At 70.5% G+C, this 16454-nt stretch carries 15 protein-coding genes and 1 pseudogene; 10 read left to right on the forward strand and 6 right to left on the reverse strand.

The window, feature by feature from the left end:
- Positions 1-77 precede the first annotated feature (77 nt).
- From ABE505_RS04380 to ABE505_RS04405, 6 genes are all read left to right on the forward strand, one after another.
- A complete protein-coding gene (locus ABE505_RS04380) occupies positions 78-1103 on the forward strand; it encodes an endo-1,4-beta-xylanase (protein WP_346443775.1) in 1026 nt (341 codons plus the stop codon).
- Positions 1103-4018 (forward strand): glycosyl hydrolase 115 family protein, encoded by a 2916-nt coding sequence (locus ABE505_RS04385; RefSeq protein ID WP_346443776.1) that lies wholly within the window; start codon positions 1103-1105, stop codon positions 4016-4018. Before ABE505_RS04380 ends, ABE505_RS04385 begins: the two co-directional genes overlap by 1 nt.
- A 96-nt stretch (positions 4019-4114) precedes the next feature.
- Positions 4115-5536, forward strand: a complete 1422-nt coding sequence (gene uxaC, locus ABE505_RS04390; protein WP_346443778.1) for a glucuronate isomerase — start codon at positions 4115-4117, stop codon at positions 5534-5536.
- A 38-nt stretch (positions 5537-5574) separates the two neighbouring features.
- On the forward strand, positions 5575-6780 hold the full coding sequence (locus tag ABE505_RS04395) for an endo-1,4-beta-xylanase (RefSeq protein ID WP_346443779.1): 1206 nt from the start codon (positions 5575-5577) through the stop codon (positions 6778-6780).
- 31 nt (positions 6781-6811) lie between these two features.
- Positions 6812-7330: a YcxB family protein gene (locus tag ABE505_RS04400; protein ID WP_346443780.1), complete on the forward strand. Its 519-nt coding sequence runs from the start codon at positions 6812-6814 to the stop codon at positions 7328-7330.
- Between the two features lie 105 nt (positions 7331-7435).
- The gene (locus ABE505_RS04405) at positions 7436-8173 is read left to right on the forward strand and encodes an rRNA pseudouridine synthase (RefSeq protein WP_346443782.1); all 738 of its coding nucleotides are present in this window, start codon (positions 7436-7438) and stop codon (positions 8171-8173) included.
- A gap of 9 nt (positions 8174-8182) precedes the next feature.
- On the opposite strand, the gene ABE505_RS04410 is transcribed toward ABE505_RS04405, so the two are convergent.
- Positions 8183-9040, reverse strand: a complete 858-nt coding sequence (locus tag ABE505_RS04410; RefSeq protein ID WP_346443783.1) for a PA4780 family RIO1-like protein kinase — start codon at positions 9038-9040, stop codon at positions 8183-8185.
- A 225-nt stretch (positions 9041-9265) separates the two neighbouring features.
- Here ABE505_RS04410 and ABE505_RS04415 point away from each other — a divergent pair, with 225 nt between their 5' ends.
- Positions 9266-10309: an SMP-30/gluconolactonase/LRE family protein gene (locus ABE505_RS04415; protein WP_346443784.1), complete on the forward strand. Its 1044-nt coding sequence runs from the start codon at positions 9266-9268 to the stop codon at positions 10307-10309.
- Positions 10310-10559: 250 nt separating this feature from the next.
- On the opposite strand, the gene ABE505_RS04420 is transcribed toward ABE505_RS04415, so the two are convergent.
- Together ABE505_RS04420 and ABE505_RS04425 are read right to left on the reverse strand one after the other, a co-directional pair.
- Positions 10560-11201: an NAD-dependent dehydratase gene (locus tag ABE505_RS04420; RefSeq protein ID WP_346443786.1), complete on the reverse strand. Its 642-nt coding sequence runs from the start codon at positions 11199-11201 to the stop codon at positions 10560-10562.
- Positions 11198-12085, reverse strand: a complete 888-nt coding sequence (locus ABE505_RS04425) for an AraC family transcriptional regulator (RefSeq protein WP_346443787.1) — start codon at positions 12083-12085, stop codon at positions 11198-11200. Before ABE505_RS04425 ends, ABE505_RS04420 begins: the two co-directional genes overlap by 4 nt.
- Positions 12086-12220: 135 nt before the next feature.
- On the opposite strand from ABE505_RS04425, the gene ABE505_RS04430 reads away from it, so the two are divergent.
- The 3 genes and pseudogenes from ABE505_RS04430 (at position 12221) to ABE505_RS04440 (ending at position 14158) form a co-directional block, all read left to right on the forward strand.
- Positions 12221-12976, forward strand: a complete 756-nt coding sequence (locus ABE505_RS04430; RefSeq protein WP_346443789.1) for an SDR family oxidoreductase — start codon at positions 12221-12223, stop codon at positions 12974-12976.
- A 152-nt stretch (positions 12977-13128) separates the two neighbouring features.
- Positions 13129-13584, forward strand: a pseudogene (locus ABE505_RS04435) (serine hydrolase domain-containing protein); the annotation flags it as partial.
- 79 nt (positions 13585-13663) lie between these two features.
- Complete coding sequence (locus ABE505_RS04440; protein ID WP_346443839.1) at positions 13664-14158, forward strand: hypothetical protein; 495 nt, start codon at positions 13664-13666, stop codon at positions 14156-14158.
- A gap of 42 nt (positions 14159-14200) precedes the next feature.
- On the opposite strand, the gene crcB is transcribed toward ABE505_RS04440, so the two are convergent.
- From crcB to ABE505_RS04455, 3 genes are read right to left on the reverse strand one after another with little or no spacing between them, the layout of a single operon-like run.
- Entirely contained in the window at positions 14201-14575 is a 375-nt protein-coding gene (gene crcB, locus ABE505_RS04445) for a fluoride efflux transporter CrcB (protein WP_346443790.1), read from the reverse strand.
- Positions 14572-15699 carry an ATP-binding protein gene (locus ABE505_RS04450; protein ID WP_346443791.1) on the reverse strand — a complete coding sequence of 376 codons (1128 nt, stop codon included), beginning with the start codon at positions 15697-15699 and terminating at the stop codon, positions 14572-14574. Before ABE505_RS04450 ends, crcB begins: the two co-directional genes overlap by 4 nt.
- Positions 15696-16418 carry a response regulator gene (locus ABE505_RS04455; RefSeq protein WP_346443830.1) on the reverse strand — a complete coding sequence of 241 codons (723 nt, stop codon included), beginning with the start codon at positions 16416-16418 and terminating at the stop codon, positions 15696-15698. The genes ABE505_RS04450 and ABE505_RS04455 overlap by 4 nt, the downstream gene beginning before the upstream one ends.
- Between the last annotated feature and the right edge of the window lie 36 nt (positions 16419-16454).

Below are 16454 nucleotides of genomic sequence, written 5' to 3' on the forward strand. Positions count from 1 at the left end.
CCGGTCCACGGCGCCGCGGCCCGCGAGCGCCCAACCAACGGTTGCGATGTTCTGTTCGAATTCGGGAGCCTGATGCAATGAAGACCGCTTGCCTGCCTTTGATCGGCGCGCTTGCCCTCGCCCTCGCCGCCTGTGGCGAGCGGCCGACAGCACCGCCGACCGATGCCGCCGCCCCTGCTCCTGCGTCCACGGCGCTGGCGCACGGTCACGACAAGTTCCTCGGCGGCGCCTACAGCCCGCCGCAGGCCAAGGGCTTCACCGACTACTGGAACAAAGTGACCCCGGAGAACGGCGGCAAGTGGGGCGAGGTCGAGGCCGAGCGCGACGTGATGGTCTGGGACGACCTCGACGCGGCCTGGCAGGTTGCCAAGGCCCATGGCTTGCCGTTCCAGATGCATGTGATGGTCTGGGGCAACCAGCAACCCGAATGGATCAAAACGCTGTCGCCCGACGAGCAGCGCGCCGAGATCGAGCAGTGGTTCGCGGCCGTGGCTGCGCGCTACCCGGGCATCGACTTCGTCGAGGTCGTGAACGAGCCGCTGCACGACCCGCCGTCCAAGGACGACGAAGGCGGCGGCCACTACATCGAGGCGCTGGGCGGCGACGGCGAGAGCGGCTGGGACTGGATCCTCGAGTCGTTCCGGCTCGCACGCCGGCACTTCCCCGATTCCAAGTTGATGATCAACGAGTACAGCGTGACCAACGATCCCCAGGCCACCGGACGCTATCTCGAGATCGTCCGCCTGCTGCAGGCCGAGCACCTGGTCGATGCGATCGGCGTGCAGGGCCATGCGTTCTCGACGACGACCGACACCGCGATGGACGTGCACCGCAGCAATCTCGATGCGCTCGGCGCGACCGGGCTGCCGGTCTATGTCACCGAACTCGACATCGACGGGCCCGACGACGCGACCCAGTTGCGCGACATGCAGCGCATCTTCCCGATGTTCTGGGAGCACCCTGCAATCAAGGGGGTGACCATGTGGGGGTTCCGACGCGGCCTGTGGCGCGACGAGCAAGGCGCCTACCTGATCCGCGAGGACGGCAGCGAGCGGCCGGCGCTGACGTGGCTGCGCCGCTACCTGCGGGGCGAGGCGCAGTGATGGCGTCATTGGCGTTCACCACGCACACCGCCGGCGCCCGGATCAAACGGCGATTGGCTGCAGCCGCGCTGCCGCTGATCGCCGCCGCATGCCCGGCCCTGGCTGTCGTCCCGACCGGAAACGCGTCCGACTGCGCGCGGCCCGCGGCAGTCTGCGAGACCGCCGTCCCTGGCGCCTTGCCGCTGATCGTCGATGGCCGGCCGGTGCCGGTGCTGATCGACACGGCCGACGATCCGGGCGTCCTGCGCGCGGCGGGCGATCTGCGCGACGACCTGGCCGCGGTCGCCGGCGCCGAGGCGCGCCAGGCTCCGACGCCACTGGCGATCATCGCCGGCACCCTCGGCCACAGCCCGCGCATCGACCGCATCGTGCGCGAGCGCGGCCTCGACGTCTCCGGCGTCGCCGGCAGCTGGGAAGGCCACCTGCTGCAGGTCGTCGACGCCCCGGAACCGGGTATCGACCGGGCGCTGGTGATCGCGGGCGCCGACAGGCGCGGCACGATCTTCGGCCTCTACGAACTCTCGCGCCGCATCGGCGTGTCGCCGTGGACCTGGTGGGCCGACGTGCCGGCCCCTCGCCACGCCGCGCTGCACGTCGCGCCCGGCCGCTTCGTCGATGCGCCCGTGGTGCGCTACCGCGGCATCTTCATCAACGACGAGGACCCCGCGCTCGGCGGCTGGATGCAGGCGACCTACGGCGGCCCGAACCATCGCTTCTACGAGCGGGTGTTCACGCTGATCCTGCGCCACAAGGGCAACTTCCTGTGGCCGGCGATGTGGGGCCGCGCGTTCTATGACGACGATCCGCGCAATGCCGCACTCGCCGACGAGATGGGCGTGGTCGTGGGCACCAGCCACCACGAGCCGATGATGCGCGCGCACGTCGAATGGTCGCGCCATGGCGCCGGGCCCTGGGACTACGCCAAGAACGCCGATCGGCTGCGCGATTTCTGGCGCACCGGCATCGCGCGCATGGGCGACCACGAGAGCGTCGTGACCCTGGGCATGCGCGGCGACGGCGACGAGCCGATGGCCGAGGGCACGGCGATCCCATTGCTGGAGGGCATCGTCGCCGACCAGCGGCGAATCCTCGCCGACGTCACCGGCCGGCCGCCGCAGGACACGCCACAGGTCTGGGCGCTGTACAAGGAGGTGCAGGACTACTTCGATGCCGGCATGCAGGTGCCCGACGATGTCACGCTGCTGTTCGCCGACGACAACTGGGGCAACCTGCGCCGGCTGCCAGCGCCCGGCGACCGCCGCGCCGGTGGTTACGGCGTCTACTACCACTTCGACTACGTCGGCGGTCCGCGCAACTACAAGTGGCTCAACACCACCCAGATCGAGCGCGTCTGGGAGCAGATGCGCCTGGCCTATGCGCATGGCGTCGATCGGCTGTGGGTGGTCAACGTCGGCGACATCAAGCCGATGGAGCTGCCGATCGGCTTCTTCCTCGACCAGGCCTGGAATCCCGACGCGATGACCCGCGACGCGTTGGCGGCCTACCCCGCCGCCTGGGCCGCGCAGCAGTTCGGTGCCGCCCATGCCGCGGAGATCGGCGAGATCCTGACCCGCTACACCCAGTACAACGCGCGCCGCAAGCCCGAGTTGGTGTCCGCCGACACCTGGAGCCTGTTGCATTTCGGCGAAGCCGACCGCGTGCTGGCCGAATGGGATGCCCTGGTCGAGAAGACCGAGCGCGTCGGCGCCGCGCTGCCCGCCGCGCAGCGCGACGCCTGGTACCAGTTGGTCGCCTACCCGGTGCTGGCGAGTGCCAACCTCAACCGGTTCCATATCGCAGTCGCGCGCAACCGGCTGTATGCCGACCAGGGCCGCGCGTCGACGAACGCCTGGGCGGACGAAGCCCAGCGCCTGTTCGCGCGCGATGCCGAACTGGCGCGCATCTACGAGCAGGACATCGCCGGCGGCAAATGGGTGCACATGATGTCGCAGCCGCGCATCGGCTACACCCATTGGCAGATGCCCGACCGCAACGTGCTGCCGGCGCTGGCGCGCATCGACGTGCGCGAGCGCGGCACGATGGGCGTCGCGGTCGAGGGCGATCCGCGCGGCTGGCCGGTGCCGGCCGAGATCGCACGGCTGCCGGTGCTCGACCCGCAGGCCGCGCGCGCCCCGGAGGTCGTCGTATTCAACCGCGGCGCGGCGCCGTTCCGCTACACCGCCACCTCATCGGCGGCCTGGCTGCAGGTGACGCCAGCCGCTGCCGAGGTCACCGACGCCCAGCCGCTGCGCATCGAGATCGACTGGCAGGCGGTGCCTGTGGGCACCGAGGTCGCCTACATCGACCTGTTGGGCAGCGACCGCACCGAAGTGCGCGTGGCGGTGCCGGTGACCCGGCCGGCCTCGACCGGGCCGATGACAGGCTTCGTCGAGAGTGGCGGGGTCATCGCGATCGAGGCTGGCGACTACGCGCGCGCCGTGGCGCCCGACGGCCTGGCCTGGGAGACCATTCCGCACCTGGGCCGCACCCGCGCGGGCGTGACCACGGTGCCGATCACCGCCGCATCCAGCGAGCCCGGACCCGATGGCGCCTGGCTGGAGTATCCGGTGCATCTGCAGACCGCCGGCGAGGTGGAGGTCCGCGTCGTGCTGTCGCCCACACTCGACTACGCGCATCGCGGCGGCCAGCGCCTCGCGGTGTCGTTCGACACCGCCGCGCCGCAGGTGCTGACCCTGCGCCTGGACCCGACGCCCGGCCATCCGGACTTCCCGGCCTGGCAACGCGCGGTCGCCGACAGCGTGCACGTTGCCACCTCGCGCCACCGCGTCGAGGCCGGTGCGCAGACGCTGCGTCTGTGGCGCATCGATCCGGCCGTGGTCGTGCAGCGCATCGAGATCGTCCGCGACGGCGGACCCGCGACCCTGCTCGGACCGCCGGCGAGTGTGCCGCGTTGAGCGCCTTCAAGAACGCACACGTGGACGACTGACGCAGTCCTCAAACCCCCGATCGCCCGCAGACGCGCGGTTGCACCGCCTCGAAGAAGACCCTCCATGACCGCCCACGCCCCACTCGCCCTTCATCCCGATCGCCTGTTCTCGCCCGAGCCGAGCCAGCGTGCGATCGCGCGTCGGTTGTACGCACAGATCGCCGGGCTGCCGATCGTCAGCCCGCACGGCCACACCGATCCGGCGTGGTTTGCGACCGATGCGCCGTTCGACAATGCGACCGAACTGCTGCTGGTGCCCGACCACTACGTGTTCCGGATGCTCCACAGCCAGGGCGTGGACCTGGACGCACTCGGCATTCCACGTGCCGATGGCTCGCGCGCAGCGGTCGAGCCGCGCGCGGCCTGGCGCCTGCTCGCCGAGCGCTTCCACCTGTTCCGCGGCACGCCGTCCTCGCTGTGGCTCGACCATGTCTTCTTCGAGGTCTTCGGCCTGCGCGTGCGGCTATCCGGGGCGACCGCCGATCTCTACTACGACACCATCACCGACGCGCTGGCGACGCCGGCGTTTCGGCCGCGCGCGCTGTTCGAGCGCTTCGGCATCGAGGTCATCGCGACCACCGAGTCGCCGCTCGACCCGCTCGACCATCACGCCACGATTCGCGCCAGTGGCTGGTCCGGCCGCGTGATCACCGCCTATCGCCCGGACGCGGTGATCGATCCGGAGCACGAACAGTTCCCCGAGGCGCTCGCGCGCTTCGGGGAACTGACCGGCGAGGACGTGCACGATTGGGCCGGTTACCTGCGCGCCCACCGCACGCGCCGGGCGTTCTTCGCCCAGATGGGGGCGACCTCGACCGACCACGGCCACCCGACCTGCGCGACCGCCGACCTGCCGCTGGGCGAGGCGCGCCGACTGTTCGAGACCGTCGTACGCGGCGATGCCACGCCGGTACAGGCCGAACTGTTTCGCGCGCAGATGCTAACCGAGATGGCGCGCATGAGCCTGGACGACGGCCTGGTCATGCAGATCCATCCGGGGTGCTTCCGTAACCACAACCGCGCCTTGTTCGAGCACTACGGCCGCGACAAGGGCGCCGACATTCCCTTGCGCACCGAATACGTGCGCGCGCTCAAGCCGCTGCTCGACGTCGCCGGCAACGCGCCCGACTTCCGGCTGATCCTGTTCACGCTCGACGAGAGCACCTATGCACGCGAGCTCGCACCGCTGGCCGGACACTGGCCGTGCCTGTCGCTCGGGCCGGCATGGTGGTTCCACGATGCCCCGGAGGGGATGTGGCGCTTCCGCGAACAGACGCTCAGCAGCGCAGGCTTCTACAACACCGTCGGCTTCAACGACGACACCCGCGCATTTCTGTCGATCCCAGCACGCCACGATGTCGCCCGACGCGTGGACTGCGCGTTCCTGGCCAAACTGGTCGCCGAGCACCGCCTGGACGAAGACGCGGCGGCCGAGGTCGCCGTCGATCTCGCCTATCGCCTGCCCAAACAGGCGTATCGGCTGTGACGCGCCGCGCCACGTCCGCCCACCCTGCCGGAGATCGCATGCCCGCACCCACGCTCAGCCGCTTGCTCCTGACGACCGCGCTGCTCGCGTTGTCCGCTGCCGCCCATGCCGCGCCGCCATCCGCCGCCCTGGATGCGGCCGCCGCGCCGCGGCAGGCGCAGCCGCCGAGCACGCTCAAACGCGCCTACGCCAGTGCGTTCCGGATCGGCACCGCGGTCAACGATGACATCGTCGCCGGCCGCGACGCGCGCTCGCAGGCACTGGTCCCGCGGCACTTCGATGCGATCACCGCCGAGAACGTCATGAAGGCCGAGGTGCTGCATCCCGCGCCCGACACCTGGGAGTTCGACGCCGCCGACGCCTTCGTCGACTTCGGCCAGCGCCAGGGCCAGTTCATCGTCGGCCACACCCTGGTCTGGCACAACCAGACGCCCGACTGGTTCTTCCACGACGCCGCCGGCGCCCCGCTCGCGCCCGACGCGATGGCATCGCGCCTGCGCGACTACGTCGCCACCGTCGCCGGCCGCTATGTGGGGCGCGTGCACGCCTGGGATGTCGTCAACGAGATCGTCGGCGAGGACGGTGCGTATCGCGACACTGTCTGGACACGTGCGCTTGGCGACGGCGACACCGTCGTGCGCGACGCCTTCGCTGCCGCCGCGCGCGCAGCCCCCGACGCCGAGCTCTACTACAACGACTTCAACACCTGGCGCCCGGCCAAGCGCGCCGGCATCGTGCGCCTGGTGACGATGCTGCAAGACGCCGGCATCCGCATCGACGGCGTCGGCATGCAAGCGCACTGGGGCCTGCACTACCCGTCGCTGGATGACATCGAAGCCTCGATCGACGCCTACGCCGCGCTCGGGGTCAAGGTCATGATCACCGAGCTCGACATCGACGTGCTGCCGCTCACGCGCGAGGGCCAGGTGATCGGCACCGGGCTGGCGCACCCCCAGTTCCAGCTCGAGGAGTTCGAGCGCTACCTCGACCCCTACCCCGACGGCCTGCCTGCCGATGTCGAGCGTCAGCTCGCGCAACGCTACGCCGAACTGTTCGCGCTGTTCTATCGCAAGCGCGACGTCATCGACCGCGTCACCGTCTGGGGCGTGCACGACGGCATGTCGTGGAAGAACGATTACCCCGTCCCCAACCGCACCAACTATCCGCTGTTGTTCGACCGCGATCGCCAGCCGAAACCCGCACTGGACGCGGTGCTGGCGATGCCGGAGACGACGACGCGCTAGCATCGGGCGCCCAGCTCTTGCAACGTCGGCCATGGATCGCACGACCACCTTCACGCTCGACGAGCGCGACCACCGGCGCGGTGCGCGCGTCCAACTGCTGCGCGCGATGCGCGACCGGCGTACGCGCCGGCGCCTGACGCTGCTGTGGCTAGTCGGAACGCTCGTGGTGAGCGGGCTTGCGCTGATCCTCGGCGTCCCGTGGTCCGAGCTCGCCGGCAATCTGCCGTGGATCGCGCTCGTCGCAGCGGCAACGATCGTGGTGTTCGCGTTCGGCCTGCCGCTGCTGCTGACCCCACTGATCGTGCGCCAGCGCTTCGGGCGCGAGGCGCTGGTGCGCGAGCCGGTCGTCGCGCACTGGGACGAGGCCGCCTATCGGGCGCGCCAGGGCGGTGTCGAGAGCCGGGTGGCGTGGGGCACCTATGTGGCCTGGCAGGAAAGCCCGGACCTGTTCGTGCTGTTTCTCACCGACCACAATTTTCAGTTGATTCCCAAGCGGGCACTCGACGCGGCCCAGGTCGAAGACCTGCGCATGCGGCTGGCGGCGCGCTAGACGGCGCGTGTCGCCTTCGGACGTGCCTGCTGCGTCGGGCGCGGCCAAGGCCAGTCCGCGGCGCACCGCCCGCTACACTGCCCGGCCCCGATCCCGACACCCACCATGCCTGATCCCGTCCGTCTCGCTCATCGCGTCGCCGAGCTGTTCACGCTGTCCCGCAACGAGGCCGAGCAGGTCATCCGCAACGGCTGGGTGTCGGTGGACGGCGTCGTGGTCGAGGCGCCGCAACATCGCGTCACCGTCGAGCAGGTCGCGCTCGACCCGGCGGCCCGCGTGGAAGCGGTGGAGCCTGCCACACTGCTGCTGCACAAGCCGGCCAGCATCGATGCGATCGATGGACCACGACCGGCCGTCGCGCTGGCGACGCCGGACGCGCGCTGGGCCGACGACCCGAGCGGTGTACGCCTGCTGCAGCGCCATTTCCATCGTCTGACGCCCTTGGTGCCGCTCGACACCGAGGCCAGCGGGCTGATGGTGCTGACCCAGGATGGCCGCGTCTGGCGCCGGCTGACCGAGGATGCCGACCAGATCGAGCACGAGTACATCGTCGAGGTCGCCGGCACGCTGGGGCCTTACGGCCTGGGCCAGCTCGCGCACGGCATCCAGATCGACGGTCGCACACTGCCTGCGTGCAAGGTCAGCTGGCAGAACGAGACCCGGCTGCGCTTTGCGATCAAGGGCGCGCGCGACGGCCAGCTGCGCGCGATGTGCGCGCAGGTCGGCCTGGACGTGGTGTCGATTCGCCGCCTGCGCATCGGACGCATCGCGCTGGGCAAAGGCCCAGACGGCGCGATGCCGCCCGGCGCCTGGCGCTACCTGCCGGTCGGCGAGAAGTTCTGAGGCTGCAGCCTAATCCTCCGCGTCCGCCGCCTCACGGCCCTGCTGGCGGATCAGCGCCTCCTGCCGTGCGTCCTCGATCGCATCGCGCACGCCGTCGACATCCACCACACCGGCTTCGGGGGTGAAGCGGCCGGTCAGCACGGTATCGGGGGCCAACGCACCGGCCTCGAACAGTGCCCACATCTCCTCGCCGTACCAGGTGTCGAGCAACTCCGGCGCCGAGCGCCCCAGGTACGCGGTGAGGTTGTTGACGTCGCGCAGCAGCATCGTGCGCGCGGCGTTGTTGCCCGCCGCGCTGACCACCTGCGGGAAATCGATCACCACCGGACCGTGCGCGTCGACCAGCACGTTGTACGGCGACAGATCGCCATGGATCAGGCCACAGCACAGCATCCGCACCACCTCGCGCACCAGCGCGCGGTGATAGTCGCGGGCCTGGTCGGCGTCGAGCGCGACCTCACCCAGCCTGGGCGCCGAGAAGCCGTCGGCATCGGTCACCAGTTCCATCACCAGCACGCCGTGCACGTAACCGAACGGCTCGGGCACGCGCACGCCGGCGGCGCGCAGTTGGTACAGCGCGTCGACCTCGGTGTTCTTCCAGGCGGTTTCCTGCTGCTTGCGCCCGTACTTGCTGGCCTTGCCGATCGCGCGCGCCTCGCGGCTACCGCGCACCTTGCGGCCTTCCTGGTATTGCACGCGCTGCTGGAAACTGCGCTGCGCCATGTCCTTGTAGACCTTCGCGCAGCGCACTTCGTCGCCGCTGCGCACGACGTACACCGCCGCTTCCTTGCCGCTCTTGAGCGGACGCACGACGGCGTCGATCACGCCGTCGTCGATCAGTGCCTGCAGGCCTTGGGGGGTCTTCACACGGATCCTGTGGGGTGGTCGGCACGGCGGGGGCCGGCCACGAGCGGGGAAGCTTCGCATGTCCGTTCCAGGGCTGCCATCGCCTGCCGGCGCGCAGCAAGCTGCGGGCAGGCCTGGCTTCCTCCTGCATGCGAACGTCCATCTGCGCCGCGCGCGCATCGGCGATTCGCCACTGCGCGCCGGACGTTGCATCCTGTGCGGCCCCGAACCGGAAACCGCACGCCCATGCGATGGCCCGCGCTGCTGCTCGCCCTGCCCCTGCTCGCCGCCTGCGCGGCGCCGACGTCGTCCACCGATGCCGACGCCGATGCCGATGCCGCGTCGACACTCGGCCGCCTGACCCGCTGGCACGCCGGTTTCGACGCGGTCGTCGCGCCGGATGCGCGCATCGAACGCCTCGCCGACGGATTCACCTGGTCCGAGGGGCCGGCGTGGATCGCCGACGGCGGCTACTTGCTGTTCACCGATGTGCCCGAGAACCGCATGCACCGCTGGTCCGAGGCCGACGGGGTCTCGGTGTTCCTCGAGCCGTCCGGCTACGACGGCCCCGACACCGGCGAACTGCGCGAGGCCGGCGCCAACGGCTTGCTCGCCGAACCCGCCGGCAGCGTGCTGCTGGCCGATTCGGGCAATCGGCTGGTCGCGCGCCTCGATCTGGCGACCCGGCACAAGACCCCGCTTGCCGAGCGCTTCGACGGCAAGCGCCTGAACAGCCCGAACGACATCGCCCGGCGCGGCGACGGCAGCGTGTTCTTCACCGACCCGCCGTACGGTCTGGTGGGCATGAACGACTCGCCGGCCAAGGAACTCGATGTCAACGGCGTCTACCGCATCGCGCCCGACGGCGGCCTGCATCTGCTCGACGCCACCGTCCCCTTCCCCAACGGCATTGCGCTGTCGCCCGACGAACGCACGCTCTATGTCGCCAGCTCCGACCCCGAGGCGCCGCTCTGGTACGCCTACGCGCTGGCCGAGGACGGCACAGTGTCCGGGCGCCGTGTGTTCGCCGACGCCAGCGACCTGATGACCGACGACGCGCCCGGGTTGCCCGATGGCATGGCCGTCGCGAGCGATGGCACCGTCTTCGCGACCGGCCCCGGCGGCGTGCTGGTGTTCGCGCCCGACGGCACGCGACTGGGCCGCATCGAGACCGGCGGCGCGATCTCCAACTGCGCCTTCGGCGACGACGGCCGCACGCTGTACATGACGTCCGACGACATCCTCGCGCGCGTACGCGTGCAAACGACCGGGCTGGGGTTCACGCGCTAGGCATGCGGCGCTGCGGGCGTTTCCACACAGGCCCGCCCCCACCCAACCCTCCCCCGCACGCGGGGGAGGGCTTCTCCACGCGAGGGCGGGCTCTTCGCATCGTGCTCCCTCCCCCGGATGGGGGGAGGGCTGGGGTGGGAGCGGACGCGCGCCGGAGATCACACTGCAAGACACCGTGACTTGAACACGCAGGCGCAGCGAACGCTGATGCCAAGATCGAGGACGATACGCGCCTGTCCCAACAAGCGCCTCAGCCCAGCCGTTCCGAGCCCACGACGTGCAGACCTGGTGAGGCGTCGACCGCGGCGTTCAACAGCGCAGCGGCGATCCGCGGCGCCGGGTTGATGCGCCAGCGTGGCGGCAGCAGCGGACCGAGTGCGCCGAGCACGACGCCGGCAACCCGCTCGCCCAAACGTAACTCGTCGCGCGCCCCACCGATCAGCCCAGGCCGCACGAAGGTCAGCGAGTCGAAACCGACTGCGGCGAGGTCGCGTTCCAGTTCGCCCTTGACCCGGTTGTAGAACACCCGCGATGCCGCGTCCGCACCCAGCGCCGAATTCAGTGCGAATGCACGCGCACCGTGCGCCTGCACGCGGCGTGCGATGTCGAGCGGATAGTCATGATCCACGCGGCGGAACGCAGCCTGTGAACCGGCCGCACGGATCGTGGTGCCGAGCGTGCAGATCACCGCATCGACATGCCACCAGGGCGCATCGTCGGGCAGGCGATCGAAGTCCACCTGCGGCGACTGCAGTTTCCGGTGCCCGGGCACGTTACGCCGCGCCGGCGCGATTACCGCCGCCACGCGCGGATCAGCCAAGGCTTGCGTCAGCACGTGGCGACCCACCAGGCCCGTCGCACCGACCAGCAACAAACGCAGGCCCGCGCTCATGGCGCCTGCGCCCGCTGCCGCGCCGCGTCGGTCTCGCGCACCGGCGGTTGGCCGAACATCCGCGCGTACTCCCGCGTGAACTGCGGCACGCTCGCATAGCCCACGCCGTACGCGGCGATGCCTGCGGGAATGCCATCGACCAGCATCCGGCGTCGCGCTTCGATCAGCCGCAGCCGCTTCTGGAACTGCAACGGCGTGAGCGAGGTCGCCGCGCGAAAATGCGCATGAAACGCCGACACGCTCATATCGGACATCGCCGCCAGTTGCTCTACCGGCAACGGCCGGTCGTAGCCGGCGCGCAGGGCCGCGACCGCACGCGCCACCCGCTGTGCGCTGCCGCTGGGCCACGCCAGCCGCCGGATCGCCGGCCCATGCCGCCCGGCCAGCAACCAGTAATGCATCTCGCGCACATGCTGGGCCTGCAGCACCGGCAGTGCCGACGGCCGTGCGAGCAGCCGCATCAACTGCAGCGCCGCCTCGGCGAGCTCGGCGTCGGTCGGCTCCACGCCGATCGGCGCGGCAACCAGGTCCGGTGCGGCGTCCATGTCGGCGACCAGATCGGCCACGATCGCCGGATCGATCTCCATCACCAGCGAGCAGTACGGCGCCGCGGCGCTGGCCTGCACGATCCGGCTCTGGGTCGGCAGATCGGCCGCGATCACCAGCGTGTCGCCGGCGGCGAACGCGAACGTGCGCGCCCCCATCGTCACCTCCTTGGCGCCCTGCAGCACCAGGCAGGCCAGCGGACGCTGCATGTCGTGGGCCAGCCCGCTCGGCGCGAGCGCGTGCACCGCCGCCAAGCCGGGGATCGGGGTCGCGGCGATGCCGCCGCCCGGCGCATGGGTGTGCGCGTGGTGGCGAACCAGATCGAGCAACGCGGTCATGGCACAAGCCTACGCCTCCCGGGCCCGGGACGGACCGCCGACTGGAGGATCAGGCAAGCATCGCCGAGCTTCCGGCAACCTCTGTGATCGACGCGGCGCGATAGTGAGTTCCCCGCCACGCACCCCGGATCTCCCATGACCCGCATCACTCTGATCACCGGCGCCAGCCGCGGCCTCGGCCGCAACACCGCCCTCGCCGTCGCCCGTGCCGGTGGCGACGTCGTGCTGACCTACCGCAGCGGCGAGGCCGACGCCCAGTCCGTCGTCGCCGAGATCGAGGCACTCGGCCGCAAAGCCCGCGCGTTCCCGCTCGACGTCGGCGACGCCGCCAGCTTCCCGGCCTTCGCGGACGTCCTGCGCACCGCGCTGCGCGAGACCTGGCAGCGCGAGACCGTCGACCACCTGGTCAACAATGCCGGCCACGGCGACACCGCGCCGTTCGGCGAGACCACTCAGGCGCAGTTCGACCGCCTCGTCGACGTGCACTTCAAGGGCGCGTTCTTTCTGACCCAGACGCTGCTGCCGCTGATCGCCGACGGCGGCCGGATCGTCAATCTGTCCAGTGGCCTGACCCGCTTCGCCTTTCCCGGCTACGCCGCCTACGCGGCGGCCAAGGGCGCGGTCGAAGTGCTGAGCCGCTACCTGGCCAAGGAACTGGGCCCACGCGGTATCGCCGTCAACACCGTGGCGCCCGGCGCCATCGAGACCGATTTCGGCGGCGGCCTCGTGCGCGACAACCCGCAGGTCAACGAGCAGCTCGCCGGCATCACCGCGCTCGGCCGCGTCGGCGTGCCCGACGACATCGGCCCGATGATCGCCAGCCTGCTCGGCGACGCCAACCGCTGGGTCACCGGCCAGCGCATCGAGGTCTCGGGCGGTCAGGCGCTCTGACCTCGGCCGGGGGCACCGAGCGTGCTCCCCTGCTCGCGCTGGCGCTACTCCTGCCCCGTGCCGCATCGGCCGACAATGCCGACGCCCAGGCACTCCGCGCGCAACTGGACACCAACCGGCAGCGCTACGGCATCGCCGACCAGGCCGTGCTGGTGGCGCGCAACGGCCAGGTCGTGTTTCGCGGCGCAGATGGCGAGGCCGACATCACCCCCCACGCCCCGGTCACCGAGGCCACCGTACTTCCCGTCTACTCACTAGCCAAGCTGTTCGCCAGCACGCTGGCAATGCAGCGTATCGAACAGGGCGCACTGGACCTGGACGGCCCGATCGGCGCGACCCTGCCCGGCCTGCCGGCACACTGGCAGCGCATCCGCCTGCGCGACCTCCTGGACCACACCTCCGGCCTGCCCGAGTACTCCGAGGCACCGCAGGACGGCACCCCGGCTGCGCTTCCGGCGGATGCACGCGCCGTCTTCGCCGCCCTCGCGCAGACCCCGCTCCAGTTCGCGCCGGGCACCCGGACGCGCTACACGCAGACCAACTACCTCGTCCTGGCGGCGCTGCTCGCCGCAGACGGCGGCAAGCCCTACCCGCAACTCGTCGAAGACCGCATCCTGCGCCCACTGCGACTGCGCCACACCTGGCTCGGGCCGCCAGGTCGGCCACGATGGCGGCCCCCGGGTCCGGGTGCGCGTGCTGTTCGCGGGCAGCCTCGACGGCGACGTCGACACGGTCGTCTACCTGACCAACGGCAGCGCACGCAACGTCTGGTCGCGCACGCTGCTGGACAGCATCCTGGCCGCGATGACCCCCAAACGCTTCCCGGCCGAAGCCCTGGCCGAGACGTTACGCAGCCTCGCTCTCGACACGGGTCAAGACGACGACCTGCGCGCACGCGCGCGCGCGATCCGCGCAGCCAGCCTGCTCGACGACATCGCGTTCGAGCGCACCGTCAATGCCACCGGCTATCCCGTCCGCGAGAACTTCGGTGCCGACCCCGCACTGCGCGTGTTCGCACTGAGCGCCGACCTGTTCCCGATGTCGGCCAATGCCTGGGACAGCCTCGCCGAGGCGTACGCGGCCAAGGGCGACGACGCGCACGCCAACGCGCTGTATGAGAAGGCGCGTCGGCTGGCGCGCGAGGCGACACGGGGCGGGGCGAGCAGTGACGCCAGGTGGTAGGGCCTCGGAACATCCCGAAGAACACCCGGTATCTCGACCCTGCTACAACACCGCCCGCACCAGCGCCATTCCCGCGAACAATCCACCGATCGACAGCGTGACCGACGCCAGCACATAGGCGACCGCCAGACCCAACTGCCCGCGCTCATAAAGCAGCGCTGCCTCCAGCGAGAACGCCGAGAACGTCGTGAAACCGCCCAGCACGCCGGTCATCAGGAACAACCGCAGCGACGGCGACAGGCCACTGCGCGCAGCGAACCACCCCACGACCACCCCCATCAGCAGCGAGCCGACGACGTTGATGCACAGCGTGCCGTAGGGGAACGTCGTGCCGGCGCGCAGCGCCAGCAGGTTGACGCCGTGACGCAATGCCGCGCCGAGGCCGCCGCCAAGGAACACCAGCAGGAACGGGATCATTGCGCCTCTCCTGGCCCACCGACTGACGGCAACAGTCTGCTGTGAGCGGGTGCCTGCCGCGCCTCGATCAACGGCCATGCGAGAAAGACATCGCTGCCGCGCCCCGGTGCTGGGCGACATCCTGCGTGCCCGCCATGCGCGACCGCGATCGTTCGCACGACCGCCAGTCCGAGTCCCGACCCGCCGCCTGCGCGCGATCGCGATGGATCGCCACGCCGGAATGCGTCGAACACGTGCTGCCGCAGCGCCTTCGGCACCCCGGGGCCGGTATCCACGACGCCGACGCAGGTCTCGCCGCCAACGACGCGGGCATACAGCAGCAGCGGGCCGGGCGTCGCATGCTTGAGTGCGTTGTCCAGCAGCGCAGTGAGCGCCTGACGGATGCGTGCCGCATCGCAGGTCACCCGCGGCGGCACGCTGGTCTCGACGCGCAACTCGAAGCCGGCCGCGGCGAGGGGGTCGGAGAACGACTCGGCGACGCCCTGCAACTCCAAGGCGAGATCGACCGCCACCAGCTCGATCTCGAAGTGCCCACTGTCCTGCAAGCTCAGCACACGCAGATCCTCGACCAGCCGCGACAGACTCTCGGCCTGCTTGAGCAGGCCCGCGAATACGGCCGGCTCGGGCGCGAACACCCCATCGACCAGGCCTTGCAGGCGTCCGCGCAGGATCGTGACCGGCGTGCGCAGTTCGTGCGCGACCGCGGCATTCCAGAACGTCTGCTCCTGCACGGCGGCCTGTAACCGCTCGGCCAGCGCATTGACGTCCTGCGCCAGCTGCGCCGTCTCCCCGGTCGCGTGTGCACCGAGCGCGACCCGGGCGTGGAGGTTGCCCCGCGCAATATCGCGCAGGCCGTGGGCCGCTGCGTTCAAGGGGTTGAGAATGCGCCGCGAGAGCCGGATCGCGACCCAGACCGAAATGACCACGGCCGCGACCACGGTCATCACGATCCAGGCCAGCTCGGCACCGGACGGAACCCAGCTCTGCGAGAGCATCGTCGGCGCATAGGCCGACGCCCAAGCGTAGAAGGCATAGGACCCGGCAATGGACAGCACCATCAAGCCGAGCGACATCACCGCCAGCGATACCGCGATCTGGGACCGCAGCCCCGAAGCGCGTGTCATGCGGACCGGCCGGCGCGATAGCCGACGCCACGTACGCTCTCCGGCACGCCGCCCAGGCCCGCGTCCTCGAGCTTGCGCCGCAGCTTGCTGACATGACTGTCCACGGTCCGTTCCAGCGTATCGCCTTCCGGCAGGCACGCAGCCAGCAGTTCGGCGCGGCTGCAGACCCGTTCGGGCGTCCGCACCAGATGCGCGAGCAGCCTGAACTCGGTCAGGGTGAGATCGATGGCACGCGGGCCATCGTCGAGGTGCAACGTGACCGCATGGCGATCCGCATCGATCTCGATCGGACCCCACCGCAACGTCGGCGCGCCGTCCGCCATCGGCACCCGAGTCCGCCGCAGCACCGCCTCCACCCGCGCGACCACCTCGGCCGGATTGAACGGCTTGACCACGTAGTCGTCCGCACCGATCCGAAGCCCGGTAAGCTTGTCCACGTCCTGGTCCATCGCGGTGAGCATGATCACCGGCGTCGTGCCCCGGTGGCGGATCTCCCGGAGCACCTGCCAGCCATCGATCACCGGCATCTGCACATCGAGCAGCACGAGGTCGGGCCGGTGGGTCCGATGCTTGGCCAGCGCATCGGCGCCGTCGACGGCGCGCACGCTGCGCAGGCCGCTCCGCCGCAGATAGGCGGCCAGGATCTCGCCGATGTCCGGCTCGTCCTCGGCGATCAGCACGAGGGATTCGGCCAGGGTGCACGAATCGCGGGAGGGCATCGGGTTTCCAGGGACTGAACGGAGCGCGGCCTCCAT

Origin of the sequence: Luteimonas sp. TWI382 (assembly GCF_039674545.1) — a bacterium.
Lineage (GTDB): Bacteria > Pseudomonadota > Gammaproteobacteria > Xanthomonadales > Xanthomonadaceae > Luteimonas.

What these genes read in the sequence shown, in the direction of transcription:
- ABE505_RS04380 (WP_346443775.1), top strand. Translation starts at nt 78, where the DNA reads ATGAAGACCGCTTGCCTGCCTTTGATCGGCGCGCTTGCCCTCGCCCTC.
- ABE505_RS04385 (WP_346443776.1), top strand. Translation starts at nt 1,103, where the DNA reads ATGGCGTCATTGGCGTTCACCACGCACACCGCCGGCGCCCGGATCAAA.
- uxaC (WP_346443778.1), top strand. Translation starts at nt 4,115, where the DNA reads ATGACCGCCCACGCCCCACTCGCCCTTCATCCCGATCGCCTGTTCTCG.
- ABE505_RS04395 (WP_346443779.1), top strand. Translation starts at nt 5,575, where the DNA reads ATGCCCGCACCCACGCTCAGCCGCTTGCTCCTGACGACCGCGCTGCTC.
- ABE505_RS04400 (WP_346443780.1), top strand. Translation starts at nt 6,812, where the DNA reads ATGGATCGCACGACCACCTTCACGCTCGACGAGCGCGACCACCGGCGC.
- ABE505_RS04405 (WP_346443782.1), top strand. Translation starts at nt 7,436, where the DNA reads ATGCCTGATCCCGTCCGTCTCGCTCATCGCGTCGCCGAGCTGTTCACG.
- ABE505_RS04415 (WP_346443784.1), top strand. Translation starts at nt 9,266, where the DNA reads ATGCGATGGCCCGCGCTGCTGCTCGCCCTGCCCCTGCTCGCCGCCTGC.
- ABE505_RS04420 (WP_346443786.1), bottom strand. Translation starts at nt 11,201, where the DNA reads ATGAGCGCGGGCCTGCGTTTGTTGCTGGTCGGTGCGACGGGCCTGGTG.
- ABE505_RS04425 (WP_346443787.1), bottom strand. Translation starts at nt 12,085, where the DNA reads ATGACCGCGTTGCTCGATCTGGTTCGCCACCACGCGCACACCCATGCG.
- ABE505_RS04430 (WP_346443789.1), top strand. Translation starts at nt 12,221, where the DNA reads ATGACCCGCATCACTCTGATCACCGGCGCCAGCCGCGGCCTCGGCCGC.
- crcB (WP_346443790.1), bottom strand. Translation starts at nt 14,575, where the DNA reads ATGATCCCGTTCCTGCTGGTGTTCCTTGGCGGCGGCCTCGGCGCGGCA.
- ABE505_RS04450 (WP_346443791.1), bottom strand. Translation starts at nt 15,699, where the DNA reads ATGACACGCGCTTCGGGGCTGCGGTCCCAGATCGCGGTATCGCTGGCG.
- ABE505_RS04455 (WP_346443830.1), bottom strand. Translation starts at nt 16,418, where the DNA reads ATGCCCTCCCGCGATTCGTGCACCCTGGCCGAATCCCTCGTGCTGATC.